Here is a 13,305-nt window from a genome sequence, read left to right as displayed (position 1 = left end):
CGCGGGAGGAAGCCCGGTCCCCACCCGACCATACCCGCCTAGGCCTCGCTTGCCAAAGCCTCCCCGTAGCCTTCCGCGTCCAGGAGCTCGTCCAGGTCCCCCATGTCCACGGGACGCAGGCGGAAAATCCAGCCCTCCCCGTAGGGGTCTTGGTTGATGAGCTCCGGGCTCTTCTCCAAGGCGGCGTTTACCTCCACCACCTCCCCCGCCACGGGGGCGTAGATGTCAGAAGCCGTCTTGACGCTTTCCACCACGGCCACCGCCTCGCCCTTTTCCACCCGCCGTCCCACCTCGGGGAGCTCCACATAGACCACGTCCCCCAGAGCATCCTGGGCGTAGTCGGTGATGCCCACCAGCACCGTGTCCCCTTCGGGCAGGGCCCACTCGTGGCTCTTGGTGTAAAAGCGGTCCTTGGGTATGTCCATAGCGCCTCCTAACCCCCGCTATTTTAGCGGCACAAAGGGCAAGGGGCTAAGGGAAGCCCCCACCGGTTTCCCCCGCACCTCCACGAAGAAGGGCCCCTGGGCCCCCCGCTCCACCCAGGCCAGGGCGATGCCCTTTCCCAAGAGGGGGGAGTAGCCGCCGCTGGTCACCCGGCCCACGGGGCGGCCTCCCGAAAGCACAGGGTATCCCTCCCGGGGCAGGCCCACCTCCAGGACCAGGCCCACCACCTCCTCCTGGCAGGCCTGGGCCAAGGCCGCCTCCTTGCCGAAAAAGGCCTTCTCCCTTTTCACCACCCAGGCCCAGGGGGTGCAGAGGGGGTTGGTGGCCTCGGTGAGCTCGTGGCCGTAGAGGGGAAAGCCGGCCTCGAGGCGGAGGGTATCCCGGGCCCCCAATCCCGCCGGGACCGCCCCCGCCGCCAGCAGGGCCTCAAAGACCGCCTCCGCGTCCTCCGGGGCCAGGAAAAGCTCAAACCCATCCTCCCCCGTGTACCCAGTGCGGGCAAGCCGGGCGGGCCGGCCCGCCACCTGGGCGGCGAAGACGTCGTTTTTGCGCTTCTTTGAGAGGTCCGCCTCCGTAAGGCCCTGGAGGATCTCCGCCGCCTTGGGGCCCTGCAGGGCCAGGAGGGCCGTCCCCTCGGAAAGGTCCTCAAGCTCCACCCGGAACCCCTGGGCCAGCCCCTGGAGGTGGGCCCAGTCCTTGGCGATGTTGGCGGCGTTCACCACCAGGAGGTAGGCCGCCTCCTCGAGGCGGTAGAGGTAGATGTCGTCCACCACCCCGCCCTGGGCGTTGAGGAGCATGGAGTACTGGGCCCGCCCCACCCTGAGCTTGGAGGCATCGTTGGCCGTGGCCCATTGCAAAAAGGCCAGGGCCTCCTCCCCCCGCACCAGGAACTCCCCCATGTGGCTCACGTCAAACACCCCCGCCCCCCGGCGCACGGCCAGGTGCTCCTCCACGATGGAGGTGTACTGCAGGGGCAGGGCGTAGCCGGCAAAGGCCACCATGCGCCCTCCGTGGCGCAGGTGGGCCTCGTAAAGAGGGGTCCGCTTCATGGCAAGGCCATCCTACTAAAGGAGTTCGCGCCTGAGGGTTTCCGCCGAGTTGTCCTCCAAGACCTCCTCCCGCTTGGTGGCCCAGGCGGGGAAGGGAAAGCGCACCAAAAGGGGCACGGGGATCTCCGGCTGGGAGAGGATCACCGAGCCCTGGGGCAGGATCAGGGCCCGCTGGCGGAAGGAGGGGAGGAGGTGGCGGTACTCGGGGCGCTCGGCCTCGGCGGCATCCAGCCGGCCCACCACCCGGATGGCGGCGTTGGCCACCACCCGGCGCTCCACCTCGCTTGCGGTCTGCTGGGCCCCGATAAGGATCACCCCCAGGGAGCGGCCCCGTTCCGCGATGTCTAGGAGCACGTCCTTGATGGGGCTTTCCTCCTCCCGGGGCGCATACTTGTTGAGCTCGTCCAAGACGATGAAGACCGGCCCCCTGTACTCCCCCCGCTCCTTCCGCTCAAAGATCTGGCGCAGCAGGCTCCCCACCACGAACATCTGCCCCTGGGGGGAGAGCTTGGCCAGGTCCACCACGTGCACCTGGGGCCCCGAGAGGGGGTCTGGGGGGTTGCCGGGCCGGTCCCCGCGGATGAGGTGGGCCACGTTCTCCACGCTGGCCCGCAGGCGGCGGAGGAAGGCCTCGAGGGTGGGGCGGGCCTGCCGGGCGGTCCAGGTCCTGTCCCCCTCCCCCTCCCCGGTTTCCGGGCCCAAGAGCTTGTACTCCAGGTAGCTCACCAGCTCGGGGAAGCTCTTCAGGCGCACCTTCCCCAGGGCGTCAAAGGTCATCCCTTCGGGCAGGTCCTCCCCCGGCCAGTCCTCCACCAGGAGATGGGGGCCCTGCTGGTCCTTGGCAAGCCGCCTCAGCTTCTCCGTCACGTGGACCAGGAGGAAGCCCAGGTTGCTCATGAGCCCCTTGTCGGCAAAGAGGAAGGGGAGGAGGCCCCGCTGGGCGAACTGCACCAGGTCCCAGTGGTAGGCCCGCACCCCTTCCAGCCGGGTATCCAGGTCGGGCAGGTACCCCTCCTTCTTGGGCGGGGCCAGGAAGGCCACGCTGGCGAAGGGGGTGGGGGAAAGCCCAAGCCGCTGGTACTCCTCCTTGGCCTCCTCTGTGAGGCGGGCGTTGGGCTTGTCCAGGAAGAAGAGGTCCTCCCCCTTGACGTTGAAGAGGAGCACCTTGGCCTGGTGGGCCTCGGCCAGCACCCCGCTTTCCAGGAGGCTCTTGAGGAGAAAGGTGGCGTAGCTGGTCTTGGCCGCCACCCCGCTGATGCCGGAGATGTTCACATGCCCCCCCTTGGCCCCGTTGAGGAACTCCAGGTTGAGGTAGGCCACCTCCCCGTTCTTGAGGAAGCCGGCGGGGAGCTTGGTGCTCCCCCGCTGGTTCCGCATGGCCTCGTAGTAGAGGGCAAGCTCCAGGTCGGCCCCTTGGGCCAGGTAGACGGGGGAACCAGGGTCGGGGGGGAGGTACTCCTCGGGGAGGATGCGGGTCACGCTCACGTGGGCCACATAGGCCAGGCTCACGGGGATGCGGCCCTCCACCGCCAGGAAGACGTCGGTATCGTAGCTTTGCCCCTCGTGGACCTTGGCCACGTGGTCCACCATGCCGAAGTAGCGCACCCGGCCCAGCCTGGGGTGGAAGCCCTCGGCCACCACCAGATCGTCCAGGCGCAAAAGCCCCTCCTCGGCCACCCCCACCCAGAACCCCAGGGGGGTGGCCTCGCGGCTACCCAAGACCACACCGATCCGCTCCACCTACCCACCTCCCAGATGCCGCGCCAGGATACGGCCCACCACTTCCGGGCTTCCCATGCGGCGCGAGAGCTCCCGCTCCAACCCCCCCACGGGCAGGAGGTTCTGGGGGGCCCGGGGGTCCTTGACCGGATGGGAGGCCAGGGCCGGGAACAGGGCCAAGGAGAGGTCGGCCAAGGCCCGGAAATCCCCGGACAAGGGGGTTTCCACCCGGAGAAGCCCCGCCTGGGGGGGGCGCACCCCCTCGGGGGGCAGGGGAAGGCGCAGGTACCAGCTGGCCAGCTCCAACCCCCGCCGGCGCACCCGGAAAGCAGGGGTGCGTTCCCCAGGGCCCAGGGCGGGGAGGAGGGCCTCCTCCGCCTGGGGCAGGTAGCGGGCCCAGTGGGTTTTGATGTACCCCAGGACCGGCCCTGGCCGGGTAAAGCGCACGGGGCCATCCACCACCAAAAGCCCCTCCGCCAAGCCCCGGGCCACCTCCTCCTCCAGGGCGGCCCGGGCCTGCCCAAGCCCCTCCTGCAGGCCTTCAAGGCCCTCCCCCGCTGGGGGAGCCGGCTCGTAAAGGAGTTCCCCCACCCTTAAGGCCTCCTCGAGCCCCACCCCCACCCGGCGGACCACCGGGGAGAGAAGCCGCATCCTGCCCCCCGAGAAGACCACCGCCCCCGCGGCCACACACCCCAGGAGGGCGAGCCGCCTCCCTTGGGCCACCAGGGCCTCGGCCCGCTCCCGGCCATCCAGGAAGTAAAGGGGCTCCGGCCAGGGTACAGGCGGGGCGGCCCTGGCCTGCCAGGGGGCCTCGAGGGGGAAAAACCCCTCGGGCTCCGCCCCTTGCGGGAAGCCTTCCCTGGGCTCGAGGGGGGGAAGCCCCAGGGTGTAAAGCCGCCAGGCCATGCCCCTAGATTACCGGGGCCGGGCGGTAGGGGAGGTACCTGGGCTCCCAGAAACGGCCCTGGACAAAGGCCAGGAGTCCTTCCAGGGAAAGGCCCTGCACCCTCTCTTCCTCAGCCACCCCCTCTTCCAGGGCCTTGCGCATCACCCGGGCGGCCACATAAGGGGAGACCTCGCGCAGCCTCCCCACAGGGGGGTAGAGGAGCTCGGGGAAGTGGGTGCGGGTGTAGTCGTAAAGGGCGTAGGCCGCCTCCAGGACCATCCCGTCCGTCACCTCCCGGGCCCGGGCCAGGACCGCCCCCAGGCCCAGCCCGGGGAAGATGAAGGCGTTGTTCCCCTGGCCCACGGGGATGGTCCGGCCCATGTAGCCCACCGGGGGAAAAGGGCTTCCCGCGGCCACCAGGGCCCTTCCCTCCGTCCAGTAGACGAGGTCGTCGGGCAGGGCCTCGGAGGCCGAGGTGGGGTTGGAAAGGGGGAAGATGACGGGGCGCTGGGTGTTTTCCAGCATGGCCCGCACCAGGGGCTCGGTGAAGCTTCCCCCCTGGCCGGAAAGGCCCAGGAGAACGGTGGCCCGGCTATTCTGTATGGTTTCCAATAGATTTGGGTAAGGTCCGGCGAACCGCCAGCCCGCAAGCCGCTCCTGGGCCTGGGCGTAGGGCCTCTTGTAAGCCTCCATGCTGCGGCCCTCCACCAGGAGGCCCTTGGAGTCCAAGACCAGCACCCGGGCCTTGGCCTCGGCCTCGGAAAGCCCTTCCCGCCTCATCCCCTCCACCAGGGCCCAGGCCACCCCGATCCCCCCGGCCCCCGCGCCGTAAACCACCACCACCTGGCCGGAAAGCCTCTCCCCCTTCAGGCGGCAGGCGGAGAGCACCCCCGCCAGGGCCACCGCCCCCGTGCCCTGGATGTCGTCGTTGAAGGAGGGCACCACCTTGCGGTAGCGCTCCAGCACGTGGAAGGCGGCCTCCTTGGCGAAGTCCTCCCATTGGATGAGGGCCTTGGGGTAGCGCTTGCGCACCGCCTCCACGAAGCGGTCCAGGAAACGGTAGTAGGCCTCCCCCCTAAGCCGCCGGTGCCGCACCCCCAGGTAGAGGGGGTCCTTGAGGAGGTCCTCCCGGTCCGTGCCCACATCCAGCTCCACGGGCAGGGTCTTGTCGGGCCCTACCCCTCCCACGGCGGTGTAGAGGGTGAGCTTGCCGATGCTGATGGCCATCCCCCCGTACCCCTGGTCCCCGATGCCCAGGATGGCCGAGGAGTCGGTGGCCACGATGAGGCGGACCTCCTCCAGGGGGACGTTGGCCAGGGCCTCTTCCACCCGCTGGATGTTCTCGGTGCTGGCGGTAAAGCCCCGGGGGTAGCGGTAGATGTGGGAGAACTCCCGCACCGCCTCCCCCACCGTGGGGGTGTAGAGGATGGGGAGCATCTCCTCCAGGTGGTCCACCAGGAGGGCGTAGAAGAGGACCTCGTTGCGGTCTTGGAGGTGGCGCAGGTAGATGTGCTTCTCCAAGGGGGTGCCGATGAGGCGGTAGCGGCGGTAGACCCGCTCCTTCTGCTCCTCCAGGGTGTTCACGTGGGGAGGAAGAAGGCCCTCCAGGCCCAGGGCCCGCCTTTCCTCCTCGGTGAAGGCCGTGCCCTTGTTGAGGAGGGGAAGCCTGAGGAGGAGGAAGCCCGTCACGTAGGGCTCCAGGTAACGCTCGCCCCGCTCGTCCCGCTTGACGTCGTAGTAGCGGCTGACCGGCATGGCCCCATTCTCCCACCGCCCCTGCCCTTCCGCCAGGGGAGGAACGCCCCAGGGGGGCTCACACGTTGAAGCCGAACATGCGCATCATGCGCTTGCCCTCCTCGGTCATCTTGGCGGGGGTCCAAGGGGGGGTCCAGACGAACTCCACGTTCACCCCCTGCACCCCGGGCAGGCGCATGACGGCCATCTCGGCATCGGCCTTGACCACGTCCTGGGCCGGGCAGCCGATGGCGGTGAGGGTCATGGTCACATCCACCACGCCGTTTTCGTGTACCTGCACGTCGTAGACCAGGCCCAGGTCCACGATGTTCACCGGGATCTCCGGGTCGTAGACCACCTTCAGGGCCTCGAGGACCTGCTCCTTGGTGGGCACCTGCACCGGCGCGTCCATGGCCCCAGTATACCCGGGAAAGCCCATCTCCTTTTGCGGGCTTGGTATAATGGCCCCGGTTGGGGAGTAGCCCCAAGCCGGTCCCTCGTCAGGACGGGCACGAGGCCCCGGGGGACCGGAGGGCCCAAGGGGTCCTGGGCAAGACCACCGCAAGGAGCGGTGGCCTTTTCTTTTGGAGGTAGAGCATGGAAGCCGGCGTACTCTCGGTGATCCTCATCCTGGTGGCCCTGGAGGTCATCCTGTCCGCGGACAACGCCCTCATCCTGGGGGTGATCGTCCAGAAGCTCCCCCCCTCCCTACGGCGCAGGGCCCTCTTCTACGGCATCCTGGGGGCCTACGTGCTCCGGGGCCTGGCCCTCCTCTTCGCCGCCTTGGTGATCAAGCTCTGGTGGGTCCAGGTCCTAGGGGCAGCCTACCTGCTCTACATCGCCCTACGGCACTTCCTCAAGCCCGAGGAGGCCCACGCCCCACCCCCCTTGGAGGTCAGCGCCGCCCAGTTCTGGAAGGTGGTGGCCCAGGTGGAGCTCATGGACCTGGCCTTCGCCGTGGACTCGGTCCTGGTGGCCGTGGCCCTTTCCGATAAGCTCTGGGTGATCTACACCGGGGTCTTCCTGGGCATCCTGGCCCTGAGGATGCTGGCCAGCCTGGTGGTGAGCCTCCTGGATCGCTACCCCCGGTTCAAGCACCTGGCCTACGTGGTGGTGGGCCTGGCAGGGGTGAAGCTCCTCCTGGGCGGCTGGGACAAGCTGGCCAAGGAAACCCTGCACCGGCCCGAGCTGGCCCTGGGCCTGGACAAGGAGGCCTTTAGCCTCCTCATCCTGGCCGTCCTCCTCCTGGGAAGCCTCTGGGCCCTGAGAAAGCCCGCGCCCCAGCCTTCCTGAGATGCTGGCCTACCTCCTCCCCGCCCTGGTCCTCTTCCTGGAGGTGGGCTTCCCCCTGGGCTTCCTGGTGCCCGGGGGGGATACCCTCCTCCTCTTCCTGGGGGCCCTGGCGGGAGAGGGGAAGCTATCCCTTTTCCCCCTTCTGCCCCTCCTCTTCCTGGGAAGCGCCCTGGGCCACCTTCTGGGCTACGCCCTGGGACGGGCTCTGGGGGGTAGGCTCAAGCCCCGCCTGCCCCAGGACCTCTGGCAACGGGGGGAGCGGGTCCTCCTCCGCTTTGGCCCCTCGGCCCTCCTCCTTGCCCCCTTCGTGCCGGGCCTGCGCACCGCCCTGCCCCTCCTCCTGGGGGCCTTGGGGTTCCCCTTCCTCCCCTACCTCCTCCTGAGCGCCCTGGGCAGCCTCCTTTGGACCCAGGGCCTGGTGCTTTTGGCCTACGTCCTGGGGCAAAAGGTACCGGCCTGGCTCCTATGGCCCGCCCTTCTCCTCCTGGCCCTCCTCCCCCTGCTGCGGAAGCGGCCTTGAGGCCTCACACGTACTTCTCCCCCCGCACCACATAGACGTTTTCCACATAGGCGATGACGGCGTAGTGGGGGAAGTAGGCCTCTTGAAGCCGGGCCAGGATCTTCAGGGCCACCTCCTCGGGCACGATGGTTTCCAAGCGGATGTTCTGGCCCTCCCAGTCCACGCTGCGCATCCCCCGGGAACCCTCCCCCCTTGCGGGGACGATGGTGTACCCTTTGGCCCCCAGGCGCTTGATCTCCTCCACCAGCTTCTTCTCCAAAAGGCTTTCCGCCACGATGGTCACCAGCTTCAAGGGCACCAGGTCCATCACCGGCCTCCCATCCAGACCGCCAGGGCATGGTACAGGGGAATGCCCAAGACCAGGTTAAAGGGAAAGGTCACGGCCAGGCTGGCCGCCAGGTACAAACTGGGGTTGGCCTCGGGCAGGGCGATGCGCACCGCCGCCGGGGCCGCGATGTAGCTGCTGCTGGCCGCCATGGCCCCAAGCACCGTGGCCCCCCCCACGGAAAGCCCCACCAGGTGGCCCAGGTAAACCCCCAGGGCCCCATGGAAGAGGGGCAGGAGGGTGCCGAAGAGGACCAGGCGGAAGCCCACCTGCCTCAAGGCGGCGAAGCGGGAGGCAGCCACCATGCCGAGGTCCATGAGGAAGAGGGTGAGAGCCCCGTAGAAGGGGTCCACGAAAAAGGGCTTGACCCGCTCCATCCCCGCCTCCCCGGAAAGGGCCCCGACGCATAGCCCCCCCAGGAGGAGGACCACGCTCTTGCCGGTGAGCACCTCCTGGAGGGCCTCCCCCAGGCTCCCGCCCCCCCGCTTGGCCAAAAGAAGGGCCAGAACGATGCCCGGAACCTCTAGGAGGGCCACCAGGGTGGGCAGGAAGCCCTCGGGGCGGTGGCCCACCCCTTGGGCGAAGGTAAGGGCGGCCAGGAAGGTGACCGCGGAAACCGAGCCGTAATGGGCGGCCAGGGCCCCGGCGTCCGCCCGCCCCACCCGTAGGAAGCGCCGGGAAAGCCCGTAGGCTACCAGGGGGCGGAAGAGGCCCAGGAACAAGGTGGCCAAGGCGGGAAGGAGGAGGACGGCCAAAGGGGTCTTGGAGAGCTCCACCCCCCCTTTGAAGCCAATGGCGAAGAGAAGGTAGACGGAGAGGGCGGTGTACATGGCCTCAGGGAAAGCGAGGTCGCTCTTGACCAGCCGGGCCACGGCCCCCAGGGCGAAGGCCAGGACCATGGGGGAGAGGAGGTTGAGCCTCAGGAGCTCCAGGGCGTCCATACCCCGCCTTCTACCACGGGCGGGAGGGGCTGGTACAATCCGGTACGATGCGGCCTTTGGTGGGCGTAATCATGGGCTCCAAGTCCGACTGGGCCACCCTCCGCCATGCGGCGGAGACCCTCGAGGCCCTGGGCGTCCCCTACGAGGTGCGGGTGGTTTCCGCCCACCGCACCCCGGACCTGATGGCCGAGTACGCCAAAAGCGCCCAGGCGCGGGGGCTTATGGTCATCATCGCCGGGGCCGGGGGGGCGGCCCACCTCCCGGGGATGACCGCGGCCCACACCCCCTTGCCCGTCCTGGGGGTGCCCGTGGAAAGCCAGGCCCTGAAGGGCCTGGACTCCCTTCTCTCCATCGTGCAGATGCCCGCGGGCATCCCCGTGGGCACCCTGGCCATCGGCAAGGCGGGGGCGGTGAACGCCGCCCTCCTGGCAGCCAGCATCGTGGGCCTCTCCCACCCAGAGGTGATGGAGCGCCTCCAGGCCTACCGCAAGGCCCAGACGGAGGCCGTGCTCCGCCACCCCGACCCCCGGGAGGAAGCGTGAGGGTGGGCATCCTGGGGGGCGGGCAGCTGGGGCGGATGCTGGCCCTGGCCGGCTATCCCTTGGGCCTCACCTTCCGCTTCCTGGACCCTTCCCCCGAGGCCTGCGCCGGGCAGGTGGGGGAGCTTCGGGTGGGGGCCTACGGGGATGAGGAGGCCCTCAAGGGCTTCGCCGAGGGCCTGGACCTGGTGACCTACGAGTTTGAAAACGTGCCCGTGGGGGCAGCCCGCTTCCTTGCCCAGAACCTCCCCGTCTTCCCGCCGCCCGAGGCCCTGGAGGTGGCCCAGGACCGGCTTCGGGAGAAGGCCTTCATGCGAGGCTTAGGGGTGCCCACCCCGGCCTTCCGGGAGGTGGACACCCCTTCCGGGCTAGAGGAAGCCCTGGCCCAGGTGGGCCTCCCCGCCCTCCTCAAGACCCGCCGGGGAGGGTACGACGGTAAGGGCCAGGCCCTGGTGCGCACCCAGGAGGAGGCGGAAGCCGCTTTCTGGGCCCTGGGAGGGGAGGGGCTTATCCTCGAGGCCTTCGTCCCCTTTACCCGGGAGGTCTCCCTCCTGGCGGTGCGGGGGCGCACCGGGGAGGTGGCCTTCTACCCCCTGGTGGAAAACCACCACCGGGAGGGCATCCTCCGCCTCTCCCTGGCCCCGGCCCCGGGCCTCACCCCCACCCTCCAGGCCCGGGCCGAGGCGTACGCCAGGAAGGCCCTAGAGGCCCTGGGGTACGTGGGGGTCTTGGCCCTGGAGTTCTTCCAGGTAGGCGAGGAACTCCTCTTCAACGAGATGGCCCCCCGGGTGCACAACTCCGGGCACTGGACCCTGGAGGGGGCGGAGACCAGCCAGTTCGCCAACCACCTTAGGGCCATCTTGGGCCTCCCCCTGGGGAGCACAGCCCCTAGGGGGTATAGCGCCATGGTGAACCTCATCGGCCTCAAGCCCTCCTTCGCCAAGGTGCTGGCCGTGGAGGGAGCCCACCTCCACTGGTACGGCAAGGCGGTGCGCCCCGGACGCAAGGTGGGGCACATCACCCTGCGCCGGGAAGGCCCGGAGGCCCTGGCCAAGGACCTGCCCCGCCTGCTGGCCCTGGCCGAGCCCTCCCGGGTATAATCCCCGGCAAAGGAGGCCAGGATGGAACGCATCGCCAGGCTCAGGGAGGTTATCCGTTCGGCCAAGGCCCACCCCGTCTACCGGGAAAAGCTCAAGGACGTGGACCCCGAGGGGGTGGACCTGGACAACCTGCACACCCTCCCCCTCACCACCCGGGAGGAGTGGGTGGCCTACCTCAAGGCCCACCCCCAGCCCCCGGAAGGGGCCAGCCTCATGCACCTCACCCCTAGCCCCCTCATGGGCTGGATGCCGGAGTACCTCTCCCAGGAGGACCTCCGCCACCAGACGGAGGCCCTGGCCCAGCACTACCGCAGGCTCGGCCTGGTGGGGAAAAGGGTCCTGGTGGCCTTCAGCTACCACGTCTTCGCCGGGGGCTGGCTCTTCCACCAGGCCCTGTGGCGGGCGGGGAACCTGGTCTTCCCCCACGGGCCGGGAGAGGCGGCCCGCATCGCCGAGATCGGCCAGGCCTACGGCTTTGAGGTCCTGGTCACCAACCCTTCCTTCGCCCTCAAGGTGGGGCAGGCCGGGGGGCGCTTCCCCCTCCTCCTGGCCGGGGGGGAGCCCTTCACCTCCGTGCCCGGCTTCCGGGAGAGGGTGGAGGCGGCCCTGGGGGGTGTGGCCCTGGACGCTTACGGGACCAGCGAGCTGGGCATCGTGGCCGGGGAGAGCCTGGCCAAGGACGGGCTTTGGGAGATTCCGGAGATGGCGGTGCTGGAGGTGCTGGACCCGGAAACCCTCAAGCCCGTGCCGGATGGGGAAAAGGGAGAGCTGGTGGTGACCGCCCTAAGCCGCACCCTGATGCCCATGGTCCGCTTCCGCACCGGGGACCTGGCCATCGCCGAGAGGCGGGAAGGGCTCACCCTCCTCCCCCGGGGGGTCTTTGGCCGCACCGACCTCATGGTGAAGGTCAAGGGGGTGAAGCTTTACCCCACGGAGCTGGCCCCCATCCTGGGGGGGTTCGGCCTGGACCCCAAGGGGTTCCAGGTGGTGGTGGAGCGGAAGCTGGAGGGCACGGACAAGCTGGTCCTTCGCCTCAAGGCGGAGAAGGTGCCCCCTGGGCTCCTCGAGGCCATCCAGCGGGCCACGGGCCTGCGGGTGGACGAGGTGGAACTGGTGGGGGAGCTGGAGGGAGGGATGGTGCTGGACCGCCGCTTCTAGCCAGCTTGTTATTCTCTTCTCATAACCCCGGGGTATACTCCCGCCAAAGCAACGGGGCCCTTGCGCTATAGTGAGGGCAAACCCTGACGCCTTGGCGGAAGGAGGCAAGATGCGGTTTTTTGTGCTGGGCGATGTTTCCGTGGACCTGCTTTTCTTTGTGGAGCGCATTCCCGAACCCGGGGAGGAGATCCCCTCGAGGCGGGCCCTGATGAAGCCCGGGGGGGCCGGGGGGACCCTGGCGGCCCAGCTGGCCAGCCTGGGCCACCGGGTCTACCTGGCGGGCCGGGTGGGGCAGGACCCCTTGGCCGAACTGGCCCTTTCCCGGGTCCAGGAGGCGGGGGTGGACCTCCGCCACCTGCAGGAGGACCCCGACCACACCACCAGCTCGGTGCTCATCCTGGTGGTGCCCGGGGGGGAGCGGGCCATGGTGAGCGCCGAAGGGGCCAGCCGCTACCTGGACCCGGCCCTTTTCAAACCCCGCTACCTGGACCAGGCAGACGCCGTGGTCCTCTCCGCCTATGCCCTGGTGGGAGGGCCAAGCCGCAGCTACGCCGTGGAGGTCCTGGAAGCGGCCAGGAAGCGGGAGATGCCCATCTTCGCCGACCTGGGCACCGGGGCTGTACGGGCGGCGGGGCAGGAACTCCTCAAGTACCTGCGGGGGGTGGCCTGGCTCCTCATGAACCAGACGGAGCTCCTGGCCCTCACCGGGGCCGCCTCCCTCTCCGAGGGGGTGGCCCGCCTGCGGCAGGAGGGCTTCTCCCACCTGGCCATCAAGGTGGGGGCCATGGGGTCCATCGTGGTCACCCCCCAAGGGGAGGAGCTCCTGGAGCCCTTCCCCATTGAGGACATCGTGGACTCCACCGGGGCGGGGGACGCCTACACCGCCGCCTTCGCCCACGCCATCCTCTCGGGGAAAAGCCCCTTGGAGGCGGGGCGGCTCGCCAACCTGGCCGGGGCTTTGGCGGCCACCGCCATCGGGGCCCAAGGGCGGCTCCTGAGGCTAGAGGACCTGGAAGTAGCGGCGCGCTAGCCCCAGGAAGGCCAGGCCCGCCTGTCCGCTTTTTTCCGGGTGGAACTGGGGCGCAAGCAGGTTCTCCCGGGCCAGGAGGGCGGTGAAGGGGGTACCCTCGTACGTCCCGGTGCCCAGGGCCTGGGGGGTGGGAGGGGCGTAGTAGGAGTTGGCGAAGTAGAAGTGGCGGCCAGAAAGCTCGGCAAAAAGGCCCCCGAAGGCCACCCGGTTCCAACCCATCTGGGGCACGCGGCCCCGGGGAAAGCGGCGCACCCGGCCCTCCACCAGGCCAAGACCCCCCACCCCAGGGGCCTCCTCGCTTTCCTGGTACAGGACCTGCATGCCCACGCAGATGCCCAAAAAGGGCCGCCCCCGCTCCAGGTGGAAAAGCACCCGCTCCACGAAGCCGCTTTCCCGGAAAGCCGCCATCACCTGGCCGAAATGCCCCTGCCCGGGCAGGACCAGGAGGTCGGCCTCGGGGTGGGCCTTGGGGTCCCGGGAGACCGCCACGGCGAAGCCCGCGGCCTCGAGGGCCTTGGCCGCGCTGCGCAGGTTCCCCGAGCCGTAGTCCATGAGGAGGGCCCTCAT

General features: G+C 69.3%; 15 protein-coding genes. 6 read left to right on the top strand and 9 right to left on the bottom strand.

Annotated elements, in window-relative coordinates; all coding sequences use genetic code 11:
- Positions 1 to 38: 38 nt before the first annotated feature.
- The 6 genes from gcvH to TCCBUS3UF1_RS03815 are packed head-to-tail and all read right to left on the bottom strand — an operon-like array spanning position 39 to position 6,271.
- Positions 39 to 425 (bottom strand): glycine cleavage system protein GcvH, encoded by a 387-nt coding sequence (gcvH, locus tag TCCBUS3UF1_RS03840; RefSeq protein WP_014515190.1) that lies wholly within the window; start codon positions 423 to 425, stop codon positions 39 to 41.
- Between the two features lie 18 nt (positions 426 to 443).
- A complete protein-coding gene (gene gcvT, locus TCCBUS3UF1_RS03835) occupies positions 444 to 1,493 on the bottom strand; it encodes a glycine cleavage system aminomethyltransferase GcvT (RefSeq protein WP_014515189.1) in 1,050 nt (349 codons plus the stop codon).
- A 15-nt stretch (positions 1,494 to 1,508) separates the two neighbouring features.
- Positions 1,509 to 3,233 (bottom strand): ATP-binding protein, encoded by a 1,725-nt coding sequence (locus tag TCCBUS3UF1_RS03830; protein ID WP_014515188.1) that lies wholly within the window; start codon positions 3,231 to 3,233, stop codon positions 1,509 to 1,511.
- Positions 3,234 to 4,118: a DNA double-strand break repair nuclease NurA gene (locus tag TCCBUS3UF1_RS03825; protein ID WP_014515187.1), complete on the bottom strand. Its 885-nt coding sequence runs from the start codon at positions 4,116 to 4,118 to the stop codon at positions 3,234 to 3,236.
- Positions 4,119 to 4,122: 4 nt separating this feature from the next.
- Positions 4,123 to 5,853, bottom strand: coding sequence for an NAD-dependent malic enzyme (locus TCCBUS3UF1_RS03820; protein WP_014515186.1), 1,731 nt, complete (start codon positions 5,851 to 5,853; stop codon positions 4,123 to 4,125).
- A 58-nt stretch (positions 5,854 to 5,911) separates the two neighbouring features.
- Complete coding sequence (locus TCCBUS3UF1_RS03815; RefSeq protein WP_014515185.1) at positions 5,912 to 6,271, bottom strand: metal-sulfur cluster assembly factor; 360 nt, start codon at positions 6,269 to 6,271, stop codon at positions 5,912 to 5,914.
- A gap of 158 nt (positions 6,272 to 6,429) precedes the next feature.
- Between TCCBUS3UF1_RS03815 and TCCBUS3UF1_RS03810 the strand changes: the two genes are divergently transcribed.
- Together TCCBUS3UF1_RS03810 and TCCBUS3UF1_RS03805 are read left to right on the top strand one after the other, a co-directional pair.
- Positions 6,430 to 7,125 carry a membrane protein gene (locus tag TCCBUS3UF1_RS03810; protein ID WP_014515183.1) on the top strand — a complete coding sequence of 232 codons (696 nt, stop codon included), beginning with the start codon at positions 6,430 to 6,432 and terminating at the stop codon, positions 7,123 to 7,125.
- Position 7,126: 1 nt separating this feature from the next.
- A complete protein-coding gene (locus tag TCCBUS3UF1_RS03805; RefSeq protein WP_014515182.1) occupies positions 7,127 to 7,645 on the top strand; it encodes a VTT domain-containing protein in 519 nt (172 codons plus the stop codon).
- 4 nt (positions 7,646 to 7,649) lie between these two features.
- Here the strand turns inward: TCCBUS3UF1_RS03805 and TCCBUS3UF1_RS03800 are convergent, their stop codons facing one another.
- Together TCCBUS3UF1_RS03800 and TCCBUS3UF1_RS03795 are read right to left on the bottom strand one after the other, a co-directional pair.
- Entirely contained in the window at positions 7,650 to 7,952 is a 303-nt protein-coding gene (locus tag TCCBUS3UF1_RS03800) for a hypothetical protein (RefSeq protein WP_014515181.1), read from the bottom strand.
- Entirely contained in the window at positions 7,952 to 8,911 is a 960-nt protein-coding gene (locus TCCBUS3UF1_RS03795; protein ID WP_014515180.1) for a sodium-dependent bicarbonate transport family permease, read from the bottom strand. The genes TCCBUS3UF1_RS03800 and TCCBUS3UF1_RS03795 overlap by 1 nt, the downstream gene beginning before the upstream one ends.
- Before the next feature lie 47 nt (positions 8,912 to 8,958).
- Here TCCBUS3UF1_RS03795 and purE point away from each other — a divergent pair, with 47 nt between their 5' ends.
- The 4 genes from purE to TCCBUS3UF1_RS03775 all read left to right on the top strand — a co-directional run bounded on the left by purE (position 8,959) and on the right by TCCBUS3UF1_RS03775 (position 12,738).
- Positions 8,959 to 9,453 carry a 5-(carboxyamino)imidazole ribonucleotide mutase gene (gene purE / locus TCCBUS3UF1_RS03790; protein ID WP_041433746.1) on the top strand — a complete coding sequence of 165 codons (495 nt, stop codon included), beginning with the start codon at positions 8,959 to 8,961 and terminating at the stop codon, positions 9,451 to 9,453.
- Complete coding sequence (locus TCCBUS3UF1_RS03785) at positions 9,450 to 10,550, top strand: 5-(carboxyamino)imidazole ribonucleotide synthase (RefSeq protein ID WP_014515178.1); 1,101 nt, start codon at positions 9,450 to 9,452, stop codon at positions 10,548 to 10,550. Before purE ends, TCCBUS3UF1_RS03785 begins: the two co-directional genes overlap by 4 nt.
- 21 nt (positions 10,551 to 10,571) lie before the next feature.
- A complete protein-coding gene (locus tag TCCBUS3UF1_RS03780; protein ID WP_014515177.1) occupies positions 10,572 to 11,708 on the top strand; it encodes a phenylacetate--CoA ligase family protein in 1,137 nt (378 codons plus the stop codon).
- Positions 11,709 to 11,817: 109 nt separating this feature from the next.
- Complete coding sequence (locus TCCBUS3UF1_RS03775) at positions 11,818 to 12,738, top strand: carbohydrate kinase family protein (RefSeq protein WP_014515176.1); 921 nt, start codon at positions 11,818 to 11,820, stop codon at positions 12,736 to 12,738.
- On the opposite strand, the gene hisH is transcribed toward TCCBUS3UF1_RS03775, so the two are convergent.
- Positions 12,709 to 13,305: an imidazole glycerol phosphate synthase subunit HisH gene (gene hisH / locus TCCBUS3UF1_RS03770; protein ID WP_014515175.1), complete on the bottom strand. Its 597-nt coding sequence runs from the start codon at positions 13,303 to 13,305 to the stop codon at positions 12,709 to 12,711. The two genes, TCCBUS3UF1_RS03775 and hisH, sit on opposite strands and share 30 nt — an antisense overlap.

The organism is Thermus sp. CCB_US3_UF1, from assembly GCF_000236585.1.
In the GTDB taxonomy this organism is placed as follows: Bacteria; Deinococcota; Deinococci; order Deinococcales; family Thermaceae; genus Thermus.
Note: the sequence above shows the minus strand (reverse complement) of the source record. Positions and strands in the feature narration are given on the sequence as shown.

Coding starts and splice junctions, on each gene's coding strand:
- TCCBUS3UF1_RS03825 (WP_014515187.1), bottom strand. CDS start 4,118: ATGGCCTGGCGGCTTTACACCCTGGGGCTTCCCCCCCTCGAGCCCAGG.
- TCCBUS3UF1_RS03820 (WP_014515186.1), bottom strand. CDS start 5,853: ATGCCGGTCAGCCGCTACTACGACGTCAAGCGGGACGAGCGGGGCGAG.
- TCCBUS3UF1_RS03800 (WP_014515181.1), bottom strand. CDS start 7,952: ATGGACCTGGTGCCCTTGAAGCTGGTGACCATCGTGGCGGAAAGCCTT.
- gcvH (WP_014515190.1), bottom strand. CDS start 425: ATGGACATACCCAAGGACCGCTTTTACACCAAGAGCCACGAGTGGGCC.
- TCCBUS3UF1_RS03810 (WP_014515183.1), top strand. CDS start 6,430: ATGGAAGCCGGCGTACTCTCGGTGATCCTCATCCTGGTGGCCCTGGAG.
- TCCBUS3UF1_RS03815 (WP_014515185.1), bottom strand. CDS start 6,271: ATGGGCTTTCCCGGGTATACTGGGGCCATGGACGCGCCGGTGCAGGTG.
- TCCBUS3UF1_RS03805 (WP_014515182.1), top strand. CDS start 7,127: ATGCTGGCCTACCTCCTCCCCGCCCTGGTCCTCTTCCTGGAGGTGGGC.
- TCCBUS3UF1_RS03795 (WP_014515180.1), bottom strand. CDS start 8,911: ATGGACGCCCTGGAGCTCCTGAGGCTCAACCTCCTCTCCCCCATGGTC.
- TCCBUS3UF1_RS03775 (WP_014515176.1), top strand. CDS start 11,818: ATGCGGTTTTTTGTGCTGGGCGATGTTTCCGTGGACCTGCTTTTCTTT.
- hisH (WP_014515175.1), bottom strand. CDS start 13,305: ATGAGGGCCCTCCTCATGGACTACGGCTCGGGGAACCTGCGCAGCGCG.
- purE (WP_041433746.1), top strand. CDS start 8,959: ATGCGGCCTTTGGTGGGCGTAATCATGGGCTCCAAGTCCGACTGGGCC.
- TCCBUS3UF1_RS03780 (WP_014515177.1), top strand. CDS start 10,572: ATGGAACGCATCGCCAGGCTCAGGGAGGTTATCCGTTCGGCCAAGGCC.
- gcvT (WP_014515189.1), bottom strand. CDS start 1,493: ATGAAGCGGACCCCTCTTTACGAGGCCCACCTGCGCCACGGAGGGCGC.